12 protein-coding genes and 1 pseudogene are annotated in these 15430 nt (G+C 71.0%); 3 read left to right on the top strand and 10 right to left on the bottom strand.

What is annotated here, in order from left to right; genetic code table 11:
- The 4 genes from BWR60_RS39090 to BWR60_RS32480 all read right to left on the bottom strand — a co-directional run.
- A partial coding sequence (locus BWR60_RS39090) for a hypothetical protein (RefSeq protein WP_429913054.1) occupies nt 1-146 on the bottom strand: 146 nt, incomplete at its 3' end.
- Between the two features lie 232 nt (nt 147-378).
- Nucleotides 379-1596 (bottom strand): ABC transporter substrate-binding protein, encoded by a 1218-nt coding sequence (locus BWR60_RS32490; RefSeq protein ID WP_088156865.1) that lies wholly within the window; start codon nt 1594-1596, stop codon nt 379-381.
- 26 nt (nt 1597-1622) lie between these two features.
- Entirely contained in the window at nt 1623-2543 is a 921-nt protein-coding gene (locus tag BWR60_RS32485; RefSeq protein ID WP_088156863.1) for a sugar phosphate isomerase/epimerase family protein, read from the bottom strand.
- The gene (locus tag BWR60_RS32480; RefSeq protein WP_088156861.1) at nt 2540-3571 is read right to left on the bottom strand and encodes a Gfo/Idh/MocA family protein; all 1032 of its coding nucleotides are present in this window, start codon (nt 3569-3571) and stop codon (nt 2540-2542) included. Before BWR60_RS32480 ends, BWR60_RS32485 begins: the two co-directional genes overlap by 4 nt.
- A 163-nt stretch (nt 3572-3734) precedes the next feature.
- Here BWR60_RS32480 and BWR60_RS32475 point away from each other — a divergent pair, with 163 nt between their 5' ends.
- Together BWR60_RS32475 and BWR60_RS32470 are read left to right on the top strand one after the other, a co-directional pair.
- Complete coding sequence (locus BWR60_RS32475; protein WP_218823780.1) at nt 3735-4769, top strand: LacI family DNA-binding transcriptional regulator; 1035 nt, start codon at nt 3735-3737, stop codon at nt 4767-4769.
- A 103-nt stretch (nt 4770-4872) separates the two neighbouring features.
- The gene (locus tag BWR60_RS32470; RefSeq protein WP_088156857.1) at nt 4873-8448 is read left to right on the top strand and encodes a hypothetical protein; all 3576 of its coding nucleotides are present in this window, start codon (nt 4873-4875) and stop codon (nt 8446-8448) included.
- Nucleotides 8449-8644: 196 nt separating this feature from the next.
- On the opposite strand, the gene BWR60_RS32465 is transcribed toward BWR60_RS32470, so the two are convergent.
- From BWR60_RS32465 to BWR60_RS37400, 5 genes are all read right to left on the bottom strand, one after another.
- Complete coding sequence (locus BWR60_RS32465; protein ID WP_088156855.1) at nt 8645-9892, bottom strand: DUF2325 domain-containing protein; 1248 nt, start codon at nt 9890-9892, stop codon at nt 8645-8647.
- 317 nt (nt 9893-10209) lie between these two features.
- Nucleotides 10210-10425 carry a hypothetical protein gene (locus BWR60_RS32460; protein WP_088156853.1) on the bottom strand — a complete coding sequence of 72 codons (216 nt, stop codon included), beginning with the start codon at nt 10423-10425 and terminating at the stop codon, nt 10210-10212.
- Nucleotides 10426-10438: 13 nt separating this feature from the next.
- Nucleotides 10439-11479 carry an alpha/beta fold hydrolase gene (locus BWR60_RS32455; RefSeq protein WP_088156851.1) on the bottom strand — a complete coding sequence of 347 codons (1041 nt, stop codon included), beginning with the start codon at nt 11477-11479 and terminating at the stop codon, nt 10439-10441.
- Between the two features lie 43 nt (nt 11480-11522).
- Nucleotides 11523-11939, bottom strand: a complete 417-nt coding sequence (locus BWR60_RS32450; protein ID WP_088156849.1) for an organic hydroperoxide resistance protein — start codon at nt 11937-11939, stop codon at nt 11523-11525.
- Nucleotides 11940-11956: 17 nt separating this feature from the next.
- Nucleotides 11957-12130, bottom strand: a complete 174-nt coding sequence (locus BWR60_RS37400) for a hypothetical protein (RefSeq protein WP_179222046.1) — start codon at nt 12128-12130, stop codon at nt 11957-11959.
- A 238-nt stretch (nt 12131-12368) separates the two neighbouring features.
- Between BWR60_RS37400 and BWR60_RS32445 the strand changes: the two genes are divergently transcribed.
- Nucleotides 12369-15230: an ATP-binding protein gene (locus tag BWR60_RS32445; protein WP_179222045.1), complete on the top strand. Its 2862-nt coding sequence runs from the start codon at nt 12369-12371 to the stop codon at nt 15228-15230.
- 19 nt (nt 15231-15249) lie between these two features.
- Here the strand turns inward: BWR60_RS32445 and BWR60_RS37840 are convergent.
- A pseudogene (locus tag BWR60_RS37840) lies at nt 15250-15430 on the bottom strand (hypothetical protein); the annotation flags it as partial.

Below are 15430 nucleotides of genomic sequence, written 5' to 3'. Positions count from 1 at the left end.
CGGGACAAGAGGCCGGTGCGGTCGGTGCCCAGCGCATGCATCAGCAGGATGCGGGCGTCGGACGCGGCGCTGTCGATGCGGGAAGCGGCCAGCCGGGCGGTGCCTTCGCGCAGGGCTTCGGCGATCTTGGGGGTGCGGGTGGTCATCGGGCGATCGGGCCGCAACCCCAATGAGTCCCCCCTCCCCTTGCGGGTGGGGGGCAGGGGGAGGGGGACCCCACCGTTGGAACTGCCGGCTGGAAATTGACCGAACGATCGGTCATGGGTTGGCTGGTTCGGGTGCTCGTCATCGACAACCCCCTCCCCCTGCCCCCCTCCCGCAGGGGGAGGGGGGACTCGTTGTTGCGGTGATGGCGGTGCTCCGCCTCAATTCTTCAGCTCACTTCTTCAGCACGCGGTCGATCGTCGCCTGGGCGGTCTGCAGCGCGGTCTTCGCGTCGGTCTGATGCGTCAGGGCCGACTGGATCGCGGTCTGGATCGCCTTGGAGATCTTCGGCCAGTCCGGGTTCGGGCCGCGCGGCCGGGCGTACTGCATCTGCTCGGTGAACACGGCATAGGCCTTGGGCCATTGCGGCGAATCGGCCTTGGCGTCCTGGACCGGCGGCAGCAGGCCGAACTCGTTCCAGATCCGATGGTTCTGCGAGTAGATGTACTCCAGCAGCATGAAGGCCTCCTTCGGGTGCTTGGAGGTCTTGAAGATCACGTTGTTGAAATCGCCGAGGGCCGAGGCGCGCGGGCTGCCGTCCTTCTCGATCGGGAACAGCGCGACGCGCCAGTCGAATTTCGCCTGTTTCGACATGTCCGGCATCTCCCATGGACCGGAGATGACCATGGCGGCGCTGCCGGCGTTGAAGGTGCCGGCGGAATCGTGCTGGCTGCGGATCAGCGTGTCGGGCGAGGCCAGCTTCTCGTCCAAGAGCTTCTGCCAAAACTCCAGCGCCCGTACCGAGCCATCCGACCCGACGCTGTCGTAATCGGCGCCGGCGCTCTGGATGAAGGGCAGGAACTGGAAGGTGCCCTCCTCGGTGCCGATGGCGGAGAAGGCGAGGCCGTAGACGTTCTTCGCCGGGTCGGTCAGCTTTTTCGCCGCCTGGTACAGCTCGTCCCAGGTCTGCGGCGGCTTGTCGGGGTCGAGGCCGGCCGCCTTGAACATGTCGGCGTTGTAGTAGAGGGCGAGGGTGTTGGAGGCGCGCGGTATGGCGAACAGCTTGCCGTCCCAGGTCGAGGAGTTGCGCGGGCCGGGATAGAAGGCGTCGGCCTTGATCACCTGCGACTGCTCGACATAGGGCGACAGGTCCAGCAGCACGCCGCGGGCCGCGAACATCGCCGTCTCCGGGTTGTCGATGCCGATCACGTCGGGGGCCGATCCTGCCGCGTAGGCTCTCATCACGTCGTTCACCACATCGGCGAAGTTGACGTGCTTGATGTTGACCGTGATGTCCGGGTGCTGGGCCGCGAACTCGCGGGCCAGCACATAGGTGAACTCGCCCTCGTCGTCATGGGTCCAGACCTCCAGCGTCACCGGCTCGGCCCGGGCCAGGGCGGTGGAGGCGAGAAGGGCGGCGGTTCCCAACAGCAATCGCAGGGTCCTGGACATGAGCTTCCTCCACTGTGTTGGTTGTTCTATTGCGGATTGGCGATGAACTCCCCGCCGCGGCAGCGCTGGAGATAGCGCAGGCCCTCGACCTGGCCGGTCATCTCCAGGTCGTCGCGATAGACCGGATCGTGCCAGCCCTCGATGTCGATCGACCCCCGGAAGCCGCCCAGCCGCAGCTCGGTGATCACCCGGGTCCAGTCGGTGTCGCCGAAGCCGGGGGTGCGGTGGAAGGCGAAGGGTACCTTCCCGTGCACGCCATGCTCCTTGACCACGTCCCAGCGCACCGTCGCGTCCTTGCCGTGGACGTGGAAGATCTTCGGCGCCCAGCGCCGGATCTGCGGCACCGGGTCGATCAGGTAGTACAGCTGGTGGCACGGCTCCCATTCCAGGCCGAGATTGTCGTCCGGCAGGGCGTCGAACATCAGCTCCCAGGCCGCCGGGTTGTGGGCGATGTTCCAGTCGCCGGTCTTCCAGCTGCCCTCCATCGGGCAGTTCTCGAAGGCCAGGCGCACGCCCTTGTCGGCAGCGCGCTTCGCCAGCCGGCCGAACACCTCCCTGAACCGCGGCAGGCTCTCCTCCAGCGGCCGGCCGCGCACCCGGCCGGTGAAGCCGGCGACGATGTCGGTGCCGAACAGATGGGCGTTGTCGATCAGCGCCTCCCACCCGGCCAGGGTCTCGCGGTCCTGCGCCTGGTCCTCCAGCGGGTTGCCGAAGATGCCGAGCGCGCCGATGGTGACGCCGCTGTCGCCGATCGCCTCGCGGATCTGGCCGGCCAGGCGCGGAATGTCCTTGCCGCCCAGCGTCTGCCAGAAGAACGGCTCGATGCTCTCGAAGCCATGGGCGAGGATCTGGCGGACGTATCCGGCCGGGTCGTCGCCATTGGCGCGCACCATGGTGCCGATGCGGATGTCCTGATGCCCGGTCCGGGCAGGCTTGGCGCTGGTCATGGTTCCTCGATCGTCTGGATGGCCACGCGGCGGCCCTGGCGCGCGCTCTCGATCGCGCCGAAGACCATGGCGAGGCTGTGGAAGTTCTGGTGGCCGACCGTCTCCGGCTCGGTGCCCGTGCGGATCGCGTCGACGAAATCGCGGATGACGCCGAGATGGCTGCCGATGCGGTCGGACGAAGCCGACGGCGGCACCTCGACGGTCTCGGGCGCGAAGAACAGGCCGTCACGGCGGTCGCCCGCGACCTCGGCGTGGAAACCTTCGGCCCCGTCCCAGCTCAGGCTGCCCTTGGTGCCGGTCAGGCGCCATTGGCTCTCCCAGCTCGTGCGCAGCCCTTCGGCGCACCAGCTGCCGCGATAGGTCAGGACCGCGCCGCCCTCCAGCTCGAAGATGGCGTTGGCGCTGGCGCCATGGGCGTACCAGGACCCGGCCGGGTTGCTCTCGTGGCAGTAGACGGCCAGCGGGCGGCGGCCGGCGACCAGGCGGGCGGCGTCCAGCGTGTGGATCGCCATGTCCAGCAGCAGCACATGCCGCATCTCCTCGCGGAAGCCGCCGAAATGCGGCCCGACGAAGAAGTCGCAATGCACGCCGGTGATGTCGCCGATCAGGCCGGTCGCGGCCGCCCGCTGCAGCCGGCGGATGCCGGGGTGATAGCGCCGGTTCTGCACCACTGCATGCACCCGCCCGGCCGCCTTGGCGGCGAGCACCAGCTCGCGCGCGGCCGCCAGGCTGTCGGCCATCGGCTTCTCGCTCAGCACGTGGCAGCCGCGGGCCAGGCCGGCCAGCACCACGTCACGGCGGGCGGGCGGCACCACCACGTCGAACAGGATGTCGGGCTGCAGCCGGTCCAGCAGGGCCGGGACATCGGTGCCGGTCTCGGCGCCGGCCAGCCCGAACTCCTCGGCGCGGCCGCGGGCCCGGCCGGGGTCGAGATCGGCCAGGCCGACCACCTCCAGCCCCTCGATCTGGCGGGCGGCTTCGAGCCAGGCCCGGCTCATGGCGCCGCATCCGGCAAGGACGGCTCGCACTTGGCTTCGCTCCCGTCGCTTCGGCGCTTTGTACGATTGTGTCGCCGTAAACGTTTACGATAGTGTTCCGGATAATGAGATCGGACAATTCATCCTGTCAATCGGCTTGTGGCGCCGGCCTCGCATCGGTTGCACTCTGTCGCCGCCGGAAGGGAGGGACCGCGTGGGGATCCGCGAGCTTGCCAAGCACCTGAACATCTCGATCGGGACGGTCTCCCGCGCCCTCAACGGCCGCGGCGACGTCAATTCGGAGACCCGGCGCCGGGTGCTGGAGGCGGCGGCCGAGCTCGGCTACTCGCCGAACCAGTCCGGCCGCGCCCTGCGCCAGGGGTCGACCAACGCGATCGCCTTCATGCTGCAGACCTATAGCGGGGCCGAGCTGTACGGCGAGCCGTTCTTCATGGGGTTGTTCGGCGGCGTGCAGCAGGCGCTGGGCCGGCACGGGCTGGACCTGATCGTGCTCTTGAACACGCCGGATGGCGACCAGGAGGCGCAGCTGCGCCGGGTGGTGGAGCGGCGCCTGGCCGACGGCATCCTGCTGCCCTGGACCCGCCGGGTCGACCCGCGCCTCGACTATCTGCTCGACCGCCGCTTCCCCTTCGCCGCGCTGGGCCGCAGCCTGTCCGGCGGCGAGCATCCCTGGCTGGACCTGAACTTCGAGCAGGCGGCGGATGTCGCGGTCGACCGCTTCGTCGGCTTCGGCCACCGCCGCATCGGCCTGGCCAACAACGGCCATGACCTGATGCACGCCCATATCCTGCTGGATGGCTGGCGCCGGGCCCTGGCGCGGCACGGCATCGCCTTCGACGAATCGCTGGTGCGGACCGAGGAGATGACCGAGGCCGGCGGCTACCGCCTGGCCTCCGGCTTCCTGGAGCAGGGACCGCTGCCGACGGCGCTGCTGGTGGCGAATGAGCGGATGGCGGTCGGCGTCTACCGCCGGCTGAACGAGGCGGGGGTGCGGCCGGGGCGGGACATCGCCATCATTGGCGGCATGATCGACAGCCCGGCCAGCCGCTTCCTGTCGCCGGCGCTGACCTGCTTCCGGCTGTCGCTGCACGACCTCGGCGTGAAGCTGGCGGAGGCGCTGCTGGCCACCATGCCTGGCCATGCCGAATCCTATGACGGCCTGGTGCAGGATCTCTGGCCGCTGGAGCTGATGCCGCGCGAGAGCGACCGGGTGGTGCCGGGCGGCTGATCCCCATCGATTAGGTTCCGGTTGACGGGATGGGAATTCCATCCGTAGCCTTCCCTGTCACAAGAGTTTCAAGAATGCGTCACAGCCGAGGGGGAAGGCGATCATGGGCCTGAGCTTCAGGGATGCCCTGTCCGGAGTCGCGCAGACTCGCCCCGCCGTCGCCAAGCGGACCCCGGGCGCGGACCAGTTCCACCAGTCGGTGCAGCGCGCCAAGGACGAGGCGCCCGCCACGCCTCCCGCGCAGCCGGTGGAGGCGCCGCCGGTCTATCCCTGGAACAGCGCGCCGGCCGGGATCGTCGAGCGCAAGGTCGAGACGGGGGTGTGGCCGTTCCGGATCTATGCGCAGGAGGGCGTCGACCCGAAGGACAACAAGGCCCTGCACGACCAGCTGGCGGCCACGCCCCAGCTCGACCCGAAGGCCTTCGGCAACCGGCCGGGCGCGCCGGCCGACATCGACCAGGGGCTCGAGGCCTGCGACAAGGTCTATGTCCTCGATTCGGACCGGCTCGGCCTGCTCGAGGACCAGCGCAAGGCGCTCGCGACCGCCAGCGATCCGAAGAAGAGCGAGGCGGAGCGGGACAAGGCCAAGGACGACCTGGTCGTCGCCATCGCGCAGGAGGTCGACCACGCCTCGCAGGGCCAGGGCGCGCCCAGCTTCGGCCGCGACGCCAATGGCGACGGCAAGCTCGAGGGCGGCGAGTTCAGCCCGCTGGTGGCCCCGATCGCCGAGCGCGCCCCGAACGACCCGGTCTTCCTCGACGCTCTGAACCAGGTGCGCGAGATGAAGGAGCGGTCGTGGAAGGCCGATGGCCGGACCCCCGACCAGCTCGGCAAGATCGCCGAGGCGGGCGACCGCGGCGACTATGCCGCGGTGACGGCCGAGACCAAGCGGCAACTCGTCGCCCTCGCCGACGGCACGGAGGGGCCGGAGGCGGCGAAGATCACGGCCCTGACCAAGCGGGCGGGCATCTACCAGGCCTATGTCGGCGGCGACGAGAAGCAGTACCTGGCCGCCGTCCAGGAAGGGACCAAGCAGGCGGTCCAGGAGCTGCGGGTCGAGCGCCCGGTGCGGGAGCTGCAGGCCGCCTGGGGCAAGGGCGGCACCGACGGCGCCAAGGCCTTCCTGGCCAAGCTGCGCGAGAAGACCGATACCAAGGACAGCCTGCCGGGCAGCGGGTCGCTGCTGGCCTCCGACCCGCGGGTCCAGGGGCTGGTCGACCAGTCGATCGACGCGATCGCCGGATCGAAGGCCACGGGCGACGACCGGCGGGCCCAGATGCAGGCCATGATCGACCTCGGCGCCTCCTGCCAGACCATCCTCTACAACGACGGCGACAAGGCCGGCGCCGGCAAGGCCTTCGTCGACCACGTGGCCGCCCGCATCGTCGACAAGATGAACAGCGACCTGCCGGGGGACCACCTCAACCTGCTGCACGAGCAGCAGTTCTTCAGCTTCATGAGCCGCGAGGACACGGGAGGCTCCGGCACCTCGCTGCTGACCGCCATCGCCGCGCGGACCGCGACCCTTGGCGCCGACAAGCGGTCGGAGCTCGAGGGGAAGGGCGAGCTCGGCTGGAACGACTACCTGTCGCAGAACTCGAACGCCCAATGGGCGGTGCGGCGCAGCATCGAGCAGTTCGACGCCGCCGCGACCAAGCAGGACGACAAGATCAACACGCTCTACAACGAACTCTATCACGGCCTCAGCGGCTGGGGCGGGGTGAAGGGCGACGACCCGATCCCCGCGGCGGACCAGCTGGCGCGCGACATGGAGGCCATCGACAAGCTGCCGGGGAACGAACAGAAGGCGCGGGATCTCACCAAGGAGGGCGAGAAGAAGCTGCCGCAATGGGAGCGGCAGGAAAGCATCCAGCTCGCGCTCGACCTGTACAAGGGCGACCTGAAGAAGGTCGACGGCTTCGACACCGAGGCGCCGGTCCCGCAGCTCTTCGGCACCGGGATCATGCTGACCAAGTCGAAGTCGATGAAGGAGGCGATGGACGGGCTGCCGGAGCTGCCCAAGACCAAGGCCGATCCCTACGCCAACGCCTCGACCACCGATCCGGCGGCCACGGGCACCATCTGGGTCCAGCGGGCGACCCGCGCCCTGGCCACCTTCGCGGTAGTCGAGACCATGAAGGGCGGCGTCAAGGACATCAACAAGGCGATGACGGAGAATCGCTACCAGGCGATTCTCCGCGGCGATGCCGTGGCCAGCCGGGCCGAGATCGACGCCCTGCAGAAATACGTCAAGGGCGGCGCCACGGTGAACCCCAATGAAGACTTCGCCAAGTTCTTCAACGGGCTGAAGGCCAGCATGGGGCAGGCGCGGCTGGAGGACATCATCGCCGGGCGGGCGAAGCCGACCGACGCCGAGAAGCGGCAGATGGCGAGCGCCGACCGGCTGAACATCGGCACCAACGCCATCACCCGCCTCTCCGGCGGCGGCAGCGCCATCCTGTTCGGCCGCAATCTCGGGGCTCTCGACGGGTCGCCGGCCGACCTCGTCTACTACCTGCCGCACACGATGATGATGCTCAACGCCGCCCAGACGGCGCTGCTGCCGAACGCCCGGGAGATCCTGACCGGCAAGGATGCGAGCGTGCCGGGCAGCCTGGAGACCCGGCTGAAGGGCGCCCAGGCCCGGGTCGCCGGCAGCAATCTCGGCCCGGCGCAGAAGGCGCTCTGGGGCAAGTCCCTCGGCGCGCTGGATCGGCTGCGCGGCGGCGGGGTCGACGTGCTGTATGTCGGCGCCGATCTGAGCAACGCGGTCATGAACGGCTTCGGCCTGGCCGGCACCAAGCAGGATTTCGTGAAGACGGCCGGCTACGCCACCGCCACGGTCAGCGACGCGATCTTCGCCGCCTCCGCCAGCACCACCCTGTCGAGCGGGGCGATCGCCGACACGGCTCTCGGCCGGCTGATCACCGCCCTCGGCCCGCTGAAGGTCAGCGGGGTGGCGGCGGTGCTGCAGGTGGCGGGCGCCGGCATCGTCCAGGGCCGCAGCGCCTACAACGCCGCGCACACCTACGACAAGGCGGATGCCGACGCCATCCAGGTGCTGTACGGCGTCAAGGACCGCAAGGTGGCGGAGGTGCTGGCGGACCACAACGACCTGCTGGACGAGGGCCTGCTCGGCATCCTGCAGACGGTCTTCCCCGGCGACGAGCACCTGATGGGCGGCGACGAGCTGACCCGCAGCGCCGGCAATGTGCTGACCGGCGCCTACAGCGATCTCGACTACACGCGGGCCCGCCTCGGCGCGATCTTCAACGGCTGGACGCCGGACCAGGCGGAGGAGGTGGCCAAGACCGTCAAGGACATGACGGCCAAGGACGGCAAGCTGCCGGACAGCCAGGACGACCTCAAATATCTCGAGCTGCCGCCCGACCCGACCAAGGCCGATCTCTCGAAATATCCCGGCGTCACCTACAATGCCGGGGCCAAGCGCTACGAGGATTCGGCGACGAAGATGCACTGGGATGGCGACCGCTGGTGGGCGCCGCAGAAGAAGGTCGACGGCCCGATTGGCCCCGGCTCGGTGCCGAGCCAGGATCCGCTCTGGTACGACCCGAAGCAGCAGACGCTGATGCACGAGAACGGCTTCGCCTGGCATGTCAAGCCGGACAGCAAGGCAGGGCTCAAGGCCTGGCTCCAGGGCAAGGGCTATCTCGACTAAGGGCCGGGTGAGGCCAGGCCGGCCCAGGTCGTCCGATCACGCCCTTTCGGAATCACCCATCTCTCGCCGTCATTGCGAGGAGGCGAAGCCGACGAAGCAATCCAGGGGCCAGTGCGAGTGGCCCCTGGATTGCTTCGCTGCGCTCGCAATGACGGTATCTGGATTTCTGAGAGAGGTCCCGAGACGCTGCGCAGGCCTACTCCGCCGCGGCGCGCCCCATCGTCCCCACAGCGGCGGCGAAGCTGGCCAGGCTCGACGTGCGCAGCGGCACGAACGGCTTCTCGGCCTCGCGGCACAGGCGCTTCACCTGGCCGGCCGCGTGGTGGCTGACACAGTCGACCGGGAAGAAGGCGGCATCGGCCTGGCTGACCAGGCCCGGCAGCAGCGTCGGGCTGTCCTCGACGCCGCCGTCATGGCTCAGCAGCATGCCGCCGAAGCGCGCGGTGAGGGCCCGCAGCTGGTCGACCTGCTTCGGCCGGCCGCCGACATAGAGCAGCGTCCGCCCCCGCAGCGCCGGCGTCGGGCCGGGCATGTCGCCGGCCTCCGCGGCCGGCGCGTCCAGCGCGGCCTCCAGCGCGGCGATCTCGTCGTGCAGCGCCGCGGCCTGGTCCTCCGCCTGCTCCGCCCGCCCGGTCAGCGTGGCGATGGCCTCGTCCTGCGCCGCCAGCCGCCCGGCCAGCAGGGCGGAGCGCGCCTGCTCGTCGGCCAGGCGCCGGCGCAGCGCCTCATCCGCCGGAGCGGCGAGCGCGGGCGCAATGGCCCGGCGTCGGTCCGCCTGCTCCAGCTCCGCCACCCGCCGGCCCAGGGCGTCGCGCTCGGCGCCCAGAAGCAGCAGCCGCTCCTCCTGCCGCGCGATCCTCTCGTCGCGGGCGCCCAGCTCCTGCTCCAGATGCCGCAGCCGGGCGATGTCGGCGCGGTTCGACATGCCGACGAGATGCGACAGCATGTGCACCTCGCCATACACCTCCTGCACCAGCGGTCCGTCGGTGGCGGGGTGGCTCAGCACCGCCCAATAGGCGCCGGGGATGTCGCCGCGCTCCAGCGCCTCCTGCCACAGCGCCCGCACCTCCGCCGCCGTGCGCGCCTTGGCGAAGCGCCTGATCGCGGTCTCGTGCCGCTTGTCGAGCAGCTTGTTCAGCAGCTTGCCGGCGACCTCCTTCTGCCCGGCCGCCCGCACCGCCCGGCCGTGCAGCACATGGTCGGAAGCGGTGCGCGCATCGGGCTCGTTCAGCTTGGCGAAGAGCTGCCGCAGGTCGCCGGTCGACAGGCAGGTGCCGACCACCGAGCAGTGCAGGTTCGGCGACAGCTCCCAGATCCGGTCGCGGCCCTTGGCCGGGAGACGAAGGCCATCCGGCTCGACCGCCGCGGGCGGATGCGGAATGACCAGCGGAGACGATGCCGGGGCCCGCTGGAGCGGATTCGCGAAAACCGACAGGGTTGGCACGCCGAGACTCCCGACGATATATTCGAATGAATATAACGATGGCAGATCACGGCGCGCTCGGCAACCGGCCCCATCCGCAGGTTCTTGGGTGCGCTCTGGTTGCCTCTCCCGCTTGCGGGAGAGGTCGGAGACGCGAAGCGGCTCCGGGTGAGGGGATTTTGTCGAGGCCTGGGCCAGCCCTCACCCGGTCGCCCTACGGGCGCCCGACCTCTCCCGCCAGGCGGGAGAGGCAATCCGCCAGGACGTCCGGCATCTGCTCTTTAAGAGAAACCGCGGCGCGCCGGCGGGGATGCCGGCGCGCCGCGGCCGTCAGGCGATCACCTGCCGGTGCGGGTCGGTGGGACGCCGGATCCCGTCCTGTCCGGCAGCGGTGCATCGCCATGGGGTGCCGTCTTCGGCCGGGTGCCCAGCCGCGCCACCGGCGCCGGGGCGTAGCGGACCTGCTCGCCCAGCGCGCCGCAGGCGGCGGTGAAGGCGCCCGCGGCGCCGAGCATGGCGCCGGCGGCGAAGCGGCGGAAGAAAGACAGGCTCATCGGAGCCTCCAGGTCAGAGCTTGGCGACGTCGAGCACGGCCTGGGCGAAGGCCTGCGGGGCCTCCTGCGGCAGGTTGTGGCCGATGCCGCCGGTGATGGTGCGGTGCTCGTACTTGCCCGAGAACCTGGCGCGATAGGCCGCCGGCTCCGGATGCGGCGCGCCGTTGGCGTCGCCCTCCATGGTGATCGTCGGGATCTTGATCACCGGGCTCTGGGCCAGCTTCTGCTCGATATCGTCATACCGCGTCTCGCCCTCGGCCAGGCCCATGCGCCAGCGGTAGTTGTGGATCACGATATCGACATGGTCCGGGTTGTCGAAGGCGGTGGCGCTGCGGTCGAAGGTGGCGTCGTCGAACCGCCATTGCGGCGAGGCCAGCTGCCAGATCAGCTTGTTGAAATCGTCCCGGTTCTGGCTGTAGCCCTCGCGGCCGCGCTCGGTGGCGAAGTAGAACTGGTACCACCATTGCAGCTCGGCCTTCGGCGGCAGCGGCTTCCGGCCGGCGGCAACGCTGCTGATCAGGTAGCCGCTGACCGAGACCAGCGCCTGGCACCGCTCCGGCCACAGCGCCGCGAGGATGCAGGCGGTGCGGGCGCCCCAGTCGAAGCCGGCCACGATCGCGGTCTTGATCTTCAGCGCGTCCATCAGGGCGATGGCGTCGACGGCCAGGGCCGCCGGCTCGCCGTTGCGGACCGTCGCCTCCGACCGGATCCGGGTGGTGCCGTAGCCGCGCAGATAGGGGATGATCACCCGGTAGCCGGCCTTGGCCAGCACCGGCGCGACGTCGACGAAGCTGTAGATGTCGTAGGGCCAGCCGTGCAGCAGCAGGACCGCCGGGCCATCGGCCGGGCCGGCCTCGGCATAGCCGACGGTCAGGTCGCCGGCATCGATCTGCTTCAGCGGGCCGAAGACGGCGCCGGAGGCGGCGACCTTGGCCGCCGGGGTGTTTGCCTGGGCGGCCTCGGCGGTCCCGATCGAGACGAAGGGGGCGGCGGCCAGGGTCATCAGCGCGGTGCCGAACAGGCGGCGGCGCGGGAGATCGATTTCGTCGGGCATGGAGGCTTCCTTCGGGATCGGGATGAGCGGCTCAGATAGCCTCTCAGGCCACGGTGAGGGTAACGTCGATATTGCCGCGGGTGGCCTTGGAATACGGGCAGATCTGGTGCGCGGCCTCGACCACCTTCCGGGCGGTCTCGCGGTCCAGGCCCGGCAGGCTGATGGTCAGGCGGGCCTGCAGGAAGAAGGCGCCCTCGGTGGTGCCCAGATCGACCTCGGCATCGACCGCCCGGTCGGCCGGCAGGGTGACCTTCAGCTCGGTCGCGGCGCGGCCCATCGCGCCGATGAAGCAGGCCGACCAGCCGGCGGCGAACAGCTGCTCCGGATTGGTGCCGGTGCCCGGGCCGCCCGGGGGGGTCAGCTTGATGTCCAGCCGCCCGTCCGAGCTGCGGGCCATGCCGTCGCGGCCGCCGGTGGTGTGGGTCTTGCCGGTGTACAGGACCTTGTCGATCTTGGTCATGATGCTTTCCTTGGAATTCAGGGTGTCGTGAGGGATGCAAGGGGGGCCGCGGTCCGGTGCCGCCGGCGCCAGGCGCTCGGGGGCTCGCCCAGCCGGTGGCGGACGTCCTCGATCACCGCCTCGGCCGTCCCGGCCGCGCCGCAGGGCGCGTCGATGGCCGAGGCCGCCAGGCTTGTCCCGTCCCTCTCCATCGCCCGTATCCTCCAGTCCGTCGTCGATGCTGGATATCTAGTCGGCGGCGCGGCGGACCGCCCGTTAGGGCTTGTGAGCCGGTGTTAGCGGCTGCCGCACCCGGGCTTTCACCGGGCCGCTGGAATTCGCATCCGGCCGGGCCTGCGGCGCCGCAGAGCCCCGACGGATCGGCCGTTGGTGGTGCCGTGCCGGCCCTTCCCTTAGGATGCGGCCCGAGTCATGGGCGGAGGGTTGCGAATGATGATCGGGCCGGCGCAGGCGGGGGACGTCTTCTCCTTCGGACCCTTCCGCCTGGCCGCGGGCGAGCGGCTGCTGACCCGGGACGGCGACCCGGTCGATCTCGGCGCCCGGGCGCTGGACATCCTGGTGGCCCTGGTCACCCGCCCGAACGAGCCGGTCGGCAAGCGCGAGCTGATCGCCGAGGTGTGGCCCGACGTGATCGTCGAGGAGGGCAGCCTGCGCTTCCACATCGCCGGGCTGCGCAAGGCGCTGGGCGACGGCCAGGACGGCGCGCGCTACATCGCGACGCTGCCGGGCCGCGGCTACTGCTTCGTCGCGCCGGTCCTGCGCTCGGGCCCGTCCTCGCCGATAACGGCCGGCGCGGCCACGGCCGGCGCCTCCTTCACCGGCGCCACCTTCCTGCCGGCGCGGCTGGCGCGGATGGTGGGGCGAGAGGACAGCGTGCGGGCGCTGGCGGGCCAGTTGGCCGCGGCGCGTTTCGTCACCATCGTCGGCCCCGGCGGGGTCGGCAAGACCACGGTGGCGGCGGCGGTGGCGCATGAGCTGCTGGAAGGCTTCGCCGGCGCCGCCCTGTTCGTCGATTTCGGGCTGGTGACCGACCCCCGCCTGGTGCCCGTCACCGTGGCCTCGATGCTGGGCCTGCCGATCCGGTCGGAGGATCCGGTCCCCGGCCTGATCGCGCATCTGCGCGACCGCCGTTTCCTGCTGGTGCTGGACAGCTGCGAGCATGTGATCGACGGCGCCGCCGGTCTGGCCGCCGAGATCTTCCGGGCCGTGCCCCAGGCGCATATCCTCGCCACCAGCCGCGAGGCGCTGCGGGTGGAAGGCGAGCATGTGCACCCCCTGGCGCCGCTGGACTGCCCGCCGGACGAGCCCGGCCTGACCGCCGCGTCCGCCACGGCCTTCCCCGCCGCCCAGCTGTTCCTGGAGCGCGCGGCGGCGGCCGGCGCGTCGCTTGCCCTCAGCGACGCCGACGCGGCCCTGGTGGCGGAGATCTGCCGTCGGCTCGACGGCATGGCGCTGGCGATCGAGCTCGCGGCCGGGCGGGTCCAGGCCTATGGCCTCAAGCAGACCGCGGCCCTGCTGGACCAGCGCCTGCCGCTGTCCTGGCCGGGCCAGCGCAACGCGCCGCCGCGGCAGCGCACCCTGCAGGCGACGCTGGACTGGAGCTACGGCCTGCTGTCGGAGGCGGAGCGGCTGGTGCTGCGCCGGCTCGCCGTGTTCGTCGGCCCGTTCACGATGGAGGCGGCGCTGGGCGTGGTGACGGGCGGGCCGGTGGACGACGCGACGGTCTTCGCCGCCATCGACAGCCTGATCGCCAAGTCGATGGTCGCGACCCGGCCGGTCGGGGCGATGATGCGCTACCGTCTCCTGGACACCACCCGCGCCTATGCCCGGCAGATCGCCGGGGATGACGAGCGCGCGGCCCTGGCGGCGCGCCATGCCGAATACCACCGGCACTGGCTGGACCAGCTCAAGGCCGAATGGCCGTCGCTGTCGGACGCGGCGGAGCGCGGGCCCACCCTGTCCGCCATGAACAATGTCCGTGCGGCGCTGCAATGGTGCTTCGGCGCCGGCGGCGATGTCCGGCTCGGCGTCGCCCTGGCCGCGGCCGCGGCGCCGGTGTTCCTGGCGATGTCGTTGCTGACCGAATGCGACCGCTGGTCGGGCCAGGCGATCCAGGCCCTCGACGCCGGCACCCGCGGCGGCGTCGACGAGATGCAGCTGCAGGCGGCGCGCGGCATGGCGCTGATGTTCATGCAGGGCAGCAGCGACGCCGCGCGCGCGGCGCTGGAGCGGAGCCTCGCCATTGCCGAGGCCCGCCGCGACATTCCGGGGCAGCTGATGGTGCTGGGCCCGCTGCACATGTTCCACCTGCGCGTCGGGGCCTTCGACACGGCGCTGGGCCTGGCGCGGCAGGGGGCGGCCCTGGCCGGTGCGGCCGAGGATGCGGCCACGGTGGCACTGGCGCAGTTCCTGCTGGGCATCTCGCTGCACCTGGCCGGCGATCTCGGCGGCGCCCGCGCGGCGCTCGAGGCGGCGCTGCGGCAGCCGGCGGGTCCGTCATCGGCCGGCATGATCCATCTCGGCTTCGAGGGGCCGAACTTGGCCGGCGTGATCCTGGCGAGGACCCTGTGGCTTCAGGGATATCCGGTCCAGGCGGCGGAGCTTGCTGCCCGCGCGGTGCGGGAGGCGGAGTGGATGGACCATCCGGTCACGCTGTCCGTGGCCACGCTGTGGGCGATCACGGTGTATCTCTGGACCGGCGACCTGGACCGGGCCGAGGCGCTGGCGGCCCGCTTCACCGCCCGCGCCGGCTCGCACTCGCTGGGACCCTACCTCGCCGTGGGCCAGGCCTTCGCCGGGGCCATCGCCATCCGCCGCGGCGAGGCGGAGGCCGGGGTCGCGGCACTGCGCGGCAGCCTGGCGACGCTGCGCGGGGCGGGCCATGAGGTGCTGACCACAGCGCTCGAGATCGCGCTGGCGGAAGGGCTGGCGGCGACCGGCCGGGCGGCCGAGGGGCTGGCCTTGGCCGATGCGGCGCTCCGGCGGGTCGAGGCCCATGGCGACCTGATCTACCGGTCGGAGCTGCTGCGGGTCAAAGGCCGGGCGTTGCTGGCGACGGGGCAGGCGGCCGAGGCCGAAGCGTCCCTGCGCCACTCGCTGGACCGGGCCCGCGCGCACGCCGCCCCGGCCTGGGAGCTGCGGACCGCGACCGACCTGGCGGCGCTGCTGGCCGGGCAGGGCCGGTCCGGCGAGGCCGTGGCCCTGCTGCGGCCGGTGGTCGACGGCTTCACCGAAGGGGCGGAGACGGCGGACCTGCAATCCGCCGTCCGCCTGCTGGCGACGCTGGGCTAAGAGCTAGAGCGGGATGAATTTATCTGAGGTCATAACCGGCCTGGGCGAAGAAGTTGCGGCACTGTGGCGGGGTGACAGTGTCGAGGATGGAGGCGATGGCGTCGCAGATAGCGTCGGGGTTGCGTCGAGCGGCCTTGCGCAGGAGGTGCTGTCGCAGATAGCGTCGGGGTTGCGTCGAGCGGCCTTGCGCAGGAGGTGCT

This window comes from Inquilinus limosus (genome assembly GCF_002195995.1).
Lineage (GTDB): Bacteria > Pseudomonadota > Alphaproteobacteria > DSM-16000 > Inquilinaceae > Inquilinus > Inquilinus limosus_C.
The sequence above is the reverse complement of the archived record's forward strand: the minus strand, read 5'-3'. Positions and strand labels throughout refer to the sequence as shown.